General features: G+C 40.4%; 10 protein-coding genes. 5 read left to right on the top strand and 5 right to left on the bottom strand.

What is annotated here, in order from left to right:
* The 4 genes from ACT3QQ_RS12810 to ACT3QQ_RS12795 all read right to left on the bottom strand — a co-directional run.
* On the bottom strand, positions 1-775 hold a 775-nt coding region (locus ACT3QQ_RS12810), incomplete at its 3' end, for a helix-turn-helix domain-containing protein (protein WP_444528286.1).
* Positions 776-857: 82 nt separating this feature from the next.
* Positions 858-2306 (bottom strand): Na+/H+ antiporter NhaC family protein, encoded by a 1449-nt coding sequence (locus ACT3QQ_RS12805; protein ID WP_444528285.1) that lies wholly within the window; start codon positions 2304-2306, stop codon positions 858-860.
* 204 nt (positions 2307-2510) lie between these two features.
* Positions 2511-3992, bottom strand: a complete 1482-nt coding sequence (locus ACT3QQ_RS12800) for an aldehyde dehydrogenase family protein (RefSeq protein WP_444528284.1) — start codon at positions 3990-3992, stop codon at positions 2511-2513.
* Between the two features lie 45 nt (positions 3993-4037).
* On the bottom strand, positions 4038-5270 hold the full coding sequence (locus ACT3QQ_RS12795; protein WP_444528283.1) for a flavin-containing monooxygenase: 1233 nt from the start codon (positions 5268-5270) through the stop codon (positions 4038-4040).
* Between the two features lie 256 nt (positions 5271-5526).
* On the opposite strand from ACT3QQ_RS12795, the gene ACT3QQ_RS12790 reads away from it, so the two are divergent.
* The 4 genes from ACT3QQ_RS12790 to argE all read left to right on the top strand — a co-directional run bounded on the left by ACT3QQ_RS12790 (position 5527) and on the right by argE (position 8860).
* Complete coding sequence (locus ACT3QQ_RS12790; protein WP_444520854.1) at positions 5527-5940, top strand: RidA family protein; 414 nt, start codon at positions 5527-5529, stop codon at positions 5938-5940.
* A 47-nt stretch (positions 5941-5987) separates the two neighbouring features.
* Positions 5988-6662, top strand: coding sequence for a DUF1028 domain-containing protein (locus ACT3QQ_RS12785; RefSeq protein ID WP_444528282.1), 675 nt, complete (start codon positions 5988-5990; stop codon positions 6660-6662).
* A gap of 83 nt (positions 6663-6745) precedes the next feature.
* Positions 6746-7678, top strand: a complete 933-nt coding sequence (locus ACT3QQ_RS12780; RefSeq protein ID WP_444520852.1) for a LysR family transcriptional regulator — start codon at positions 6746-6748, stop codon at positions 7676-7678.
* A gap of 36 nt (positions 7679-7714) precedes the next feature.
* Positions 7715-8860 (top strand): acetylornithine deacetylase, encoded by a 1146-nt coding sequence (gene argE / locus ACT3QQ_RS12775; protein WP_444528281.1) that lies wholly within the window; start codon positions 7715-7717, stop codon positions 8858-8860.
* A gap of 147 nt (positions 8861-9007) precedes the next feature.
* Here the strand turns inward: argE and ACT3QQ_RS12770 are convergent, their stop codons facing one another.
* A complete protein-coding gene (locus ACT3QQ_RS12770) occupies positions 9008-10108 on the bottom strand; it encodes a class II histone deacetylase (RefSeq protein ID WP_444520850.1) in 1101 nt (366 codons plus the stop codon).
* A gap of 321 nt (positions 10109-10429) precedes the next feature.
* Between ACT3QQ_RS12770 and ACT3QQ_RS12765 the strand changes: the two genes are divergently transcribed.
* Complete coding sequence (locus tag ACT3QQ_RS12765; protein WP_444520849.1) at positions 10430-11644, top strand: MFS transporter; 1215 nt, start codon at positions 10430-10432, stop codon at positions 11642-11644.
* The last annotated feature ends 285 nt before the right edge of the window (positions 11645-11929 follow it).

Genomic DNA, 11929 nt, shown 5'->3' with positions numbered 1-11929 from the left:
GCATATGCTGGAACTCTCTTGGACCTTGTCCATTATATTGTTTGAATTGTCGAAAAAAATGTGCTTGATCTGAATAGCCACTATCAATTGCAAGGTCGGTTAAGCGCTTACAATCATTTTGCATCAACCTATCTAATACGTGCTGATATCTTAAAACTAGATTGCATGCTTTCGGAGAAAAACCATAATAATCATTGAAAGAGTTACTGACGGTTCGGGCAGAATAGCCGCTTTGATGACATAACTCGGTGATGCTGATATTACCGTGATGTTTTAACATCAGGTTAATCAGTACATGATATAGCTTAGAAGACTGCAATAAATCCGTCTTTTGACTACAAGCTTGTTGGAATACACAGATTTGTTGTTCAAAACTTCGACAGTTAGAAAGTCTATCGACCAAAGAAGCGCCTAGTATAGAAATATCCTGTAAAGGAATGCTTTGATCAATAATGTCTCCTGGTTTGATGGACAAAAAACTCGGCACTATACCAATTTGATAGCGTATGCCAAAGTATGAGCAACCATGCTCGAATACCGTTTTTCCAAGCTTTCGCCAACTGCCGCAAGCCCATGCTTCAGGTTTGTCTTTATGCAATTTAAAAATAACATCAATACTGGCATCGGGCACCACACTGACTGCCTCCCCTTCTTTATCTAAGGTAAAGCAATAAAAGTGGGCAATACCATCACGATTGATCTCTTTTTTTTGGTAGCTGTTTTGCGCATCTAATATAAAATATGGCTGAATTGGACTGATTAATTGAGTGTTCATGAGCCTCCCTGACAAATAGTAATAGGTATCAAAGGCTAGGAATGGCGACCAAAAACGATGTTGGTCACCATTCTATGAGTCATTAAAGTATATACACTACAGCAACCCAAGTGAATAGCACCATTCCTATATTAATATGCGTAAAGGTAGGAATGACACTGTCTATCATATGATCATGCTGTCCGTCCGCATTCAAACCTGCTGTGGTCCCTAGTGTGATACTAGATGCTGGCGAGCCTGCATCGCCTAACGCTGCTGATGCCCCCAATATTGCCAAACTGGCTAATGGTGAAAAACCGAGTAATAAGGCTAAAGGCAAATAGATAGGCGCAAGAATGGCGACAGAGGCAAATGAATCCCCAAAGCCGATGGTGATGAAGAGACCCATCAATATCATGACAGTAGCACCCATCACTCTGTTGTCACCAATATAATTCATGAAAAGTTCAATCAATGAGTTTACTTCACCAGTTGCAGTAATCACACCTGCAAAACCAGTCGCAAGTGTAATGACAACACTGATTTCTGCCATCAACGCAACACCTTGAGTAAAGACACCATCTTGCTCATTCCAACGGAAAATACGAGAAAACGATAGGATAACAAAACCGATTAACGCCCCTACTAATAATGAGTCATACATAATTTGTAAGGTTAAAGCGACACCAATCGAGATGAGCGTAATAGCAATCTGAAATTTATTGATGGGTTTTTCTGATTTAACTGTAGAGGTTAATACTGGAAGGTCTTTATACTCACGGGATTTACGATATGTGATAAATACTGCGAACAACATACCGGCAATAATCCCCATCACTGGAAAGAACATCGCTTTGGGTGCCATGCTAGCTGTCGCAACAAAACCTAAGCTTGCACCAACGTCATTAGCGCTTGCCAATAATATTTGTTTGAGATACACATCCCCAAAACCATACGGTATGAGTAAGTAGGCGACACTGATACAAGAGGCTAAGATACACGCAACGGCACGGCGGTCAATTTTCAACTCATTCATAATATGAATCAGTGGTGGGATAAGAATAGGAATAAAAGCGATATGTACGGGAACCAAGTTTTGTGACATCAATGCGGCGACTGCAAATATAATAAACAGCGTCCACTTAATACGTTTATGCGCGGTGGATGTTTTGCTGTCCATTTTTTTGGTGATTTTAGCTGCGAATAGCTCTAATAATCCACTACGAGCCAATGCCACTGCAAAGGCACCAATCATGATATAGGTAATACCAATTTGAGCACCCGAAAGCAAATTTTCATTAAAAGCGGCTAATGAATCTCCAAAAGAAAGCCCCGATTGTAGACCACCTAATAAAGCAGCCATAATAAGGGCAATAGGAACCGGCATTTTGATTAGACAAAACGTGACCATTAATATAATGGTTAGGGCGACGGCATTGATATGAATACCAAGTAATAGTGATAAAAGATAGATCGCCACTATAATAATAAGTGTGGGCAGAGCCCGTTTTAATAGAAAATTTGGCGTGGGTGGGTTTAGAGTCATATTCATAAAATCCCTTAATATGATTAATAGCCAATGTGAAATATAAGACCAGTAGTATTAACATTTAGAAGTAATTTATTCGCTCTGTGTTATGGATAAGAGCGAATAAATTATTAGCAACTTTTATTGATTGATAACATCCATGCCACCAACCAACTTAAATTTTTCTGAATATGACTTCTTTACCAAATAAAAAGTAACAACTAACCTTTATGTCAAGTACCAGCCCAAAGGTGCTTCGCTGTGATATGTTGTAATTTGTTTGGTTTCTAAATAATTATCAAGCCCCCAAGCACCCAACTCTCGTCCTATGCCACTTTGCTTGTAACCACCCCAAGGCGCTTGTAGAAATAGCGGCTGTGAACAATTGACCCAGATAATACCTGCTTGCAGATTTCGAGCGACACGGTTGGCTCTATCAATGTCTTTGGAGATAACGCCAGCAGCCAAACCCAACTCCGAGTTATTAGCACTCGCAACCGCTTCTGCTTCATCTGTAAAACGTCTAAGGGCAACAACAGGCCCAAAAATCTCATCTGTCCAGATAGGATGATCTTCAGGAACATCTCCAAAAACGGTCGGCTCAATAAAATAACCTTTATCAAATCCACTGGCTCGCTTGCCACCAGTTAAGACATTGACACCATCAGACTTACCTTTTTCAAGCGTCGTCATAATAGCGTCATACTGTTTTTTATTGACGACGGGCCCCAACTGAACCCCTTTATCCATACCATTACCAATAACAATTTTTTCAGCTTCTTGTACTAAGCGCGCTGTCAATTCATCATAGATACCGTCTTGAACTAATACTCTTGAGGTTGCAGAACAGACTTGGCCTTGGTTCCAAAAAATACCAAACATGATCCATTCAACTGCTGTTTCAATATCGACATCATCAAAAATAATCAGTGGAGATTTACCACCAAGCTCAAGGCTAATTTTCTTCACCGTATTTGCAGCCGATCGCATGATCTGCTTGCCGACTGGGCCACTACCAGTAAAGGCGACTTTGTCTACAGCAGGATGCTCGCATAAGATCGGCCCTATTTTTGATCCATGACCAGTGACGATGTTTAATACGCCATTAGGTAACCCAACCTTTTGACAGATACGGCCAAGCTCTATGGCCGTCATTGAGGTGACTTCTGCGGGCTTTAATACCATCGTACAACCTGCGGCTAAAGCAGGAGCGACTTTCCAAGCAGCCATGTCTAGAGGAAAATTCCATGGAATAATGGCACTGACGACACCTAACGGCTCTTTACGAACTAGGCAGCTATAATCCTCACTATAAATCTCTACCTCAGACTCTTGGTTGTTATCAAAGTCTTCTGCCAGATTAGCGTAAAACTCAAAACAATCGATTACACCGTTCATATCCAACTGGGCTTCTGTAAAAGGCTTGCCGTTGTCTTGTACTTCTAACTGAGCCAAGAAATCCAAATTGTCTCTGATCTCTTTGGCAATAGCGCGCAGATACTCAGCACGTTGTGTACCTGTGAGTCCAGACCAACTACCGTTATCAAATGCTTCTCTAGCTGCTTTAATAGCTGCTTCTGCATCTTCGACAGACGCGTTAGCAATGTCGGTAATCACACTTTCATTACTAGGGTCGATATTAGTGATAGTGGCTCCAGTTGATGGTGTCACCCATTTGCCGTCAATATACAGTTCGTTATATGTATTCATCAATTATTCCTATAGAAATTTGGTTTGTTAGCGTATTTAGCGTCCTTAACTATACTCGTGATACTTTTTCTTGATAGCGATATGTTCAGCGATACGTCCAGCATCATGCCAAACTCCCCAAATAAAGGACGACCCCTGCCCTGACAAGAAAGGTAGACCCACGAAATAAATACCAGTTGCTGAAGTAACACCGCGGTTATGCAGTGGGCGACCGACATCGTCCAGTACATCAACTTCTAACCAGCTGTAGTCATACTTAAAACCAGTGGCCCAGATAACGCTAGTGATGTTATTTTCACTAAAGTCTATTGATAAAGTTGGATTATTGATAGATTCAGGTAGCTCTAAGAACTCACGAGCTTCTGGATCTTCAGGTAAGTCTAGACCATTGTCCTCAACATATTTATCTGCCACATCCAAAAGCGCCAAGTAGTTCTGTTCTGCTTCATTAACGTTGTCGAATAGATCATCGTTGAATGTTAAGGTGCCATTAGAAAATGACTTTGTTAAACCTAATAAATGAATACCGTCATGAGCTAATTTACGGAAATCAACTGTTTCTCCGCCGTTCATACCACTGACAGCAAAGCCTTTTAATGGCCCATCATTTGGTTTTTCTCTGTCCCAACCGCCTAACACACCTAACCACCAAACATTGTCACGACCTCTGTAGCGTCGTGGTGGGCGTTCATGTGCACCTACAGACAAATAGACTTTTTTTCCAGCAGCATTTAGTTCTTTTGCAATCTGCACGCCTGATGAGCCACTACCAATCACCAATACAGCACCCTCTGGTAACTGTTCAGGATTTTTATAACTATCTGAGTGGATTTGTTGCACGTTAGCAGTGGAAGGGATAATCGGTGGGATAGAAGGTACTTGGAACGCCCCTGTTGCTACCACGATACGCTTAGCTTCTAGTTCACCCTCTGAGGTAGTGACGTGATAGCCTTGTCTACCCTGTAAAGGCGTAACTTTAGTCACCGCAACACCTGTTTGAACGGGTGCGTTGATGTGTTCAGCGTATTTTTGGAAGTAATCAGCAACCTTATCATGATGAATAAACCCTTCTTGGTCATCCTCAAACAGCATGCTAGGAAAGCGATCATGCCAACAAGGTCCGTTAGCAACTAAAGAGTCCCAACGGCGAGTACGCCATGCTTCTGCAATACGATTTTTTTCTAAGACAATGTGCTCAATACCTTCTTTTGATAGGTGCTCACTCATTGCAATACCAGCTTGTCCGCCCCCAATTACTAACGTATCCGTCGTCTGCATTATTTTCTCCAGTAGATTTATGTCTAACTACATCCTATGTGAAACAACAACAATTTAAATAACTCTTTTAATAACTATTGCTTCAGGAAAACAGAATCAATAAAAGGAAATAATTGGGTGATGCTAATCAAAAAAAATAGAAACCTTCTTTGGTTTACTATTTCTGAATCAGCAGTGCAAAAAATCAAAATAGATAAGGTTTCAGAGTTTACCTATACTAAATTTTCTTCATTCATTGAATTAAAGGGTACAGAACATGAAACATGAAAGGATTCGCTGCTTCAACACCAAAAAAACTTATCCCGAACAAAATATAGATAATGATCTATGTCAGGCAGTTGTGGCGAGAGGACGCACTGTTTTTCTTCGTGGTCAAATTGGTCAGAATCTTGAAACCACAGAAAGCGTTTGTCTGGCTGATGCAGCAGGACAAACAGAAAGAGCGATGTACAACATTGATATGCTATTAAAAGAAGCAGGTGGTGAATTAGAAGATATCTGCAAAATCACGATTTATATCATTGACCCGCGCTATCGTGAAGAGGTTTATCGTGTGGTTGGCAAATGGCTAAAAGGCGTATACCCTGTCTCTACAGGTATCGTAGTCACTGCGTTAGCAAGACCTGAATGGTTGGTAGAAGTAGATGCCACCGCTGTTATTCCTGACTAACGTAAACTTAAACCATCAGGTAAACATTATTGCATTTGGAGATTAACATGACTTTTTCTATTATCGCTCGCTGTAAAAAAACAGGACAAATTGGAGGTGCCGTATCATCTTCTTCACCTGCAGTTGCATCACGATGTTTGCATGGTCGCGCTGGGGTTGGCATGGTAATGAGTCAGAACATTACGGACCCTATGCTAGGTAAAAAAATTCTTGATATGTTACAGCAAGATAATACATCAGAGAATGCGATTCAGCGTTTGGTTGAAAATGAAGAATTTATACAGTATCGCCAATTGGTTGCCTTAAATAATGAAGACAAAGGCGCGGTATTTAGTGGAGAACATACGTTAGGCGTTCATGGGCATTTTATTGGTGAAGATGTTGTTAGTGCGGGAAATTTACTCGACAATACCTCGGTACCACAAGCGATTGTTGAAGCGTTTGAACAAGCTGATGGACCTCTAGCAGAGCGACTATTGATCGCTATGAAATCTGGTTTGGCTGCTGGCGGCGAAGCTGGACCAGTCCATTCGGTTGGATTGATGGTCATGGCGAAAGACATACAGTGGCCTATCGTCGACTTACGGATAGACTGGTCAGAGAACCCGATTGACGACCTATCGACTGCTTGGGAGGTTTACGCGCCACAAATGAATGACTACATAACAAGAGCGGTTGATCCAACGACTGCACCAAGTTACGGCGTCCCTGGCGATTTATGAATAAAATAGTGTAATACGATACATTATATTTAATAATTGCGGTACAGTGAAAGTACCCTTTTATTAAATATATGAGTATATACATGAACCGCCGAATCTCTTTACGTCAGATGGAATATTTCGTTGGTGCTGCCAAACATTGCAGCATTTTAGCCGCTTCAGAAGAATTGTATATCTCGTCGCCATCGATTTCGGCCGCTATTACTCATATTGAGCAAGAGTTAGATGTGCAGTTGTTTATTCGCCAACATGCGAAAGGTTTACAGCTAACGCCAGTAGGCGAAATACTCAAAAAAAAATGCCAAAGAATTTTAGATGAAGCGTCAGATTTGTATGATTGGGCTGCTGAGATTTCTAGTGAGGTAAAAGGCAAGCTCAAGCTAGGTTGTTATGTTGGAGCAGCCCCAACTTTATATTCTGAAGTCATACAGCATTATTCACAAACCTTTGAACAAGTTGAGATTGATTTAAGCCTAGATACACCTCGCATGCTGATGATGGCTGTACTCTCTAATAAATTGGACTTAGCACTAACCTTCGATTTAGAAATTGATGAGAAACAGGTGAATTTTCAGCCACTAGCGAGCTTGCCACCTTATGCTTTGGTGTCTGCGAACCATCCTTTAGCATCAGAGAAGTCCGTAACTCTAAAAACCCTGTCTAAACTGCCTATGGTTTTATTAGATATCCCCTACAGTTATGAGTATTTTTTATCACTTTTTGAACAGCAGGGTCTAACCCCAAATATTCATACCCAAAGTCATTATGTTGAAATTGTTAAAACAATGGTCGCCAATGAGTTGGGATACAGCATTCTCAATACTAGACCTAAAGTAAATACTGCTATGGATGGTAAAGAGCTAGTACGAATACCAATCAAGGGAAATTTGAGACCTATGAAAGTAGGTGTTATGACGCCAATCAATGCACATAACACTCTATTGGTTAAATCATTTATCCAGCACTGTCAGCGCTGTTTTGCTGATGGCAATGTCCCTGGAATGAACACCTTATAATAACAATCAACCACATTTGAATTTAAGAGATGATTTATGTCACTAATAAATATAGAAAGTAGTATAGATATATTAAAAACATTGATTGGTTTTGACACCACGTCTTATAAAAGCAATTTATCTTTAATTGAAGCTGTTAAAAATCTATTCGAAAGCCACGGCATTGTTGTGGTTGTCGATTACAATGAAGAAGGCAACAAAGCCAATTTATTCGCCTCTACTGGTCCGATAGAAGAACATGGTGTCTTACTATCAGGACATACCGATGTGGTTCCTGCTAATAAAGATCACTGGAACAGTGATCCTTTCATCGCAGAAGAACGTGATGATAAAATTTATGGGCGCGGTTCGACAGATATGAAAGGCTTTATCGCCTGTATTATTAAAATAATGTGCCAAGCCAGTCAGCAGAAACTGTCTATCCCACTGCATGTATGTCTATCTTTTGATGAGGAGATTGGCTGCTTGGGCGTTAGAAATATCTTACCTAAGTTACCGGATTTAATGAAGACACCAAGGTTTTGCGTGATCGGTGAACCGACTTCTATGCAAATAGCATTAGGGCATAAAGGCAAAGCCGTGTATCAAGCGCACTGTAGTGGAGAGAATGGTCATTCTTCTATGGCACCCAATTACCGCAATGCGATTCATGTTGCCACACAAGTAGTAACATCTTTGGTAGACAGTCAGAATGAATTGGCTCGTAGCGGAAAACGTGATGAAGAGTATGATATTCCTTACACCACTATTCATGTTGGCAAAATCCAAGGTGGCACAGCGTTAAATGTGGTTTCAGACAGCTGTACCATAGATTATGAGATACGCCACATAGCAGAAGACAGTCTTGACACGATTAACGATATCATCAATACAAACTTACAAAAACAGGCTGACAGTCAGTATGCCAATATCCAATTTATGAATGCTTATCCAGGATTGAGTACCAGTCATGAACATCCTGAATTAAAGTTCTTAAAGTCATTACTGTCAGATGATACCACCGTTGGGAAAATATCTTTTGGTACAGAAGGTGGTTTGTTTTCTCAAACCTTTGACAGCCCTATTTTTGTCTGTGGTCCAGGTTCAATGGAACAAGGTCATAAACCCAATGAGTATGTAGAAATCTCTGAAATGAACAAGTGTGACTTGTTTTTAGAGAACTTATTAGAGCAATTGAAATAGCGTAAAAGCCTGCCAGTAAAAATGGCAGGTGTTGCTGTTAAGATAGATTAAATAGTGGTTATATGATTCTCAGAACTTTACTTAAATTCTGAGAATCATATAACCACTGTCTCGTACTTTTATTTGGCTAAGACCGTTAGTTCTATACTAGATACTTATATTTTTGACTTGCTTTTCAGCGACTTCAATAACAGCTGCTTGATGAGGTAATACCTCTTTAGTGTAGCCAAGAGAATCACCAAAAACTTGAAAAGGGTTTTCTAAATCAAGTGTTATACCACTCAAACCTTCAATAACGCCAAGCCCCATGTAAGGTGTCGACGCTAAATCATATCCCCCTTCTTGACACATCACTAATCGCCCACCGCATAGTCGTTCAGCGGCCTCTCTGATAGATGTGGCCATAGATCTAAAACCTTGAGGGGTCAGTGCCATACGTCCGAGAGGGTCATAACAACCAGCATCTAAGCCGCTAGCCACAATAATCATATCTGGCTGAAACGCTCCAAGAGCAGGAATAATGGCTCTTTCAAAAGCAGATTCATAAGCAGCATCACCAGAACCTGGAGGTAATGGGATATTAATATTGTAACCTTCCCCCTCGCCTGCCCCATTATATAAAGCTGTGCCTGTATCTACTTCAAGAAAACTATAATGCTGATGAATGGATATCGTAAGAACAGCAGGGTCATTCCAAAATATCTCTTGGGCGCCGTTACCATGATGAACATCCCAATCGACAATGGCAATACGTTGAAATCCACCAACTTCTAATGCATGCTTAGCGGCTAACGCTACATTATTGAAAATACAAAACCCTGCACCGCTGTTGGTTTCGGCATGATGACCAGGTGGTCTTATTAGCGCATAGGCGTTATCGACCTCTCCTGAGCACACTTTTTCTACAGCGACTAGTGCGCCTCCAGCAGATAGTTTAGCGATATCGATACCACCCTGTGCAAATACAGCACCTGGACCACCTTGGCCAGCAGGCAATAAATTTTGCTCAACCAGTGAATGGTAATATGCTGTGCCATGTACGCGCAGAATTTCGCTCTCTGTGGCGATACGAGGTTCTAAGTGAGTGAGTTTTTTGAACATACCAGAATAATTAAGCAGGTTATAAAAACGGCGTTTGATGTCAGGCCTGTCAGGGTTGCCACCCGGCTCAATCTGAAAAGGAGGGAATGCTTGATTTAGGCTATCATACCAAAAATACGTTTCGTCAAAAACTATACCTGTCGTCATCACTCATTCCTTTTAAATAAAAATATTTAAACACAAAACAAATTTTCTGTTCAAACATGATTACATATGGCAATAACTATAAGGTATTACCCTTAAGTGTGTATTTTCATAAAAATTTTTGAAAGCTATTTTTTATAATCTTTTTTTAAATCATCATTAAAAAGCTTTTGACAAGCTACGAGTGGATATATAGCAACTGTGTTGTATCACTGTATGGACTAAATGCACCCTTATGGGTAATACCTACCTGTAAAACCACAGTATAGTATCTAAATAGGATGTAACAGATAGTCAACCGTACCAACTCAAGGAAGGTGCTCTATGTTCAAAGGATCTCGCCAGCTTTATCTCAATCGAGAAGTGATAGGCCCATTTGCTGCTATATATGGTGTCGGCTTTGCGCCCTTACTAATATTACCTTTTCTATTCACTGCCATAATCAATTACTTTTCTATATCTGAGGCCGAAGCTGGTATGTTAGTCAGCGTACAGCTTGGAGCTATGTGTCTCGGCTCTTTATTAATCGCCCCTATCATCCATCGTTTTCCCAAAAAATATTTCGCCTTGCTTGGTACCGCATTAGCTATTATAGGTAATCTACTTTTCATATCATCTGATAGCTTGACCACCTCTTATGGTTACCTTGCGATGTCAGGTTTAGGATATGGTTTTGCACTGGCAGCTGGCAATTCATCAGTAGCTGCATTAGGATCACGGTCGGCTGAGATATTTAATAGAGTGGTTCTTTTGGGTACTTTGTTAATGATTGTACTACTCAATGTGTTTCCACGTCTCATTATCCAATGGTCTCTTCCAGGTGCGCTTATAGGTTTAATTACCCTTCACTGTCTACTGATACCGGCACTGCTCTCAATACCATCTACAAAGATAAATTCTGGTTCCAATGAAAATGATAGGTCTCAATATAAGGTGCTATTCAAACCTTTATCAGTCTTTATTATATTAATGATGTTTTGCTATTTTATTAGAGATACGATGCTATGGGTGTTCGCTGAAAATATAGCGACCAACCGTTTAAGTATTGAGCCTGAAAGCGTCGGACTATTATTTAGCATTCATGGCGCAACCTCATTGCTCGGACCTTTATTATTGATATGGATGATGCGTAGATATGGCAAAGATAAGCTTTTACTATTAGGCGTCGTAGTCACTGGCATCATCTCTCTTGTGGTAAGTCAGACCCAAAGTGTGTTTGTATATTCGTTAATGGTTATCATCTGGTCTACTGCTCATTTTTTTACCTATAGCTGTATTATGGGAATAGCTGCTGCTGCAGATTCAAAGGGAATAGTAGCTGCTGTAGCAGGCTCCGCAGTTATGGGTGGAACAGCAGTGGCACCAGCTATTGCTGGCTATGCTATGGAAAGCGGAGGTCTAAACTTATTCACGATAAGTGTTGTCATTGCTATTCTAGCGACACTTGTTTTCGCTGGTCTGAGCATATACCTCAAAAATCGGACAAAGGCTACAAGTCGCAAGTCTGGACAAGCTCAGCTAAAACTTAAGGAGTCGTAGTGCAAGGGTATCCTTGTAGAGATACTAGGTCATGTTATACCTAACCTTATTTCAAAAATTATGGTTAGGTGCACATATACTGATAGAGTAGTTTTGGTATTATAGTTATATAAGCTTGTTGAGTCCGCATGCCTTTTAGGATGCTTGTTTTGATATAGGAAAGGACAACTCTTAATGAAGCATGATATAGAAAGAATGACATTATGGAATGATAAAGTAGGGAATCTTATCGAGGCGATAGGCATAAATAACTTTTTACATACGCTTTCTGATACTATCAAATTT

The organism is Psychrobacter sp. AOP7-A1-24, assembly GCF_052376235.1.
Lineage (GTDB): Bacteria > Pseudomonadota > Gammaproteobacteria > Pseudomonadales > Moraxellaceae > Psychrobacter.
The sequence above is the reverse complement of the archived record's forward strand: the minus strand, read 5'-3'. Positions and strand labels throughout refer to the sequence as shown.

Coding starts and splice junctions, on each gene's coding strand:
- ACT3QQ_RS12805 (WP_444528285.1), bottom strand. CDS start 2,306: ATGAATATGACTCTAAACCCACCCACGCCAAATTTTCTATTAAAACGG.
- ACT3QQ_RS12800 (WP_444528284.1), bottom strand. CDS start 3,992: ATGAATACATATAACGAACTGTATATTGACGGCAAATGGGTGACACCA.
- ACT3QQ_RS12795 (WP_444528283.1), bottom strand. CDS start 5,270: ATGCAGACGACGGATACGTTAGTAATTGGGGGCGGACAAGCTGGTATT.
- ACT3QQ_RS12790 (WP_444520854.1), top strand. CDS start 5,527: ATGAAACATGAAAGGATTCGCTGCTTCAACACCAAAAAAACTTATCCC.
- ACT3QQ_RS12785 (WP_444528282.1), top strand. CDS start 5,988: ATGACTTTTTCTATTATCGCTCGCTGTAAAAAAACAGGACAAATTGGA.
- ACT3QQ_RS12780 (WP_444520852.1), top strand. CDS start 6,746: ATGAACCGCCGAATCTCTTTACGTCAGATGGAATATTTCGTTGGTGCT.
- argE (WP_444528281.1), top strand. CDS start 7,715: ATGTCACTAATAAATATAGAAAGTAGTATAGATATATTAAAAACATTG.
- ACT3QQ_RS12770 (WP_444520850.1), bottom strand. CDS start 10,108: ATGACGACAGGTATAGTTTTTGACGAAACGTATTTTTGGTATGATAGC.
- ACT3QQ_RS12765 (WP_444520849.1), top strand. CDS start 10,430: ATGTTCAAAGGATCTCGCCAGCTTTATCTCAATCGAGAAGTGATAGGC.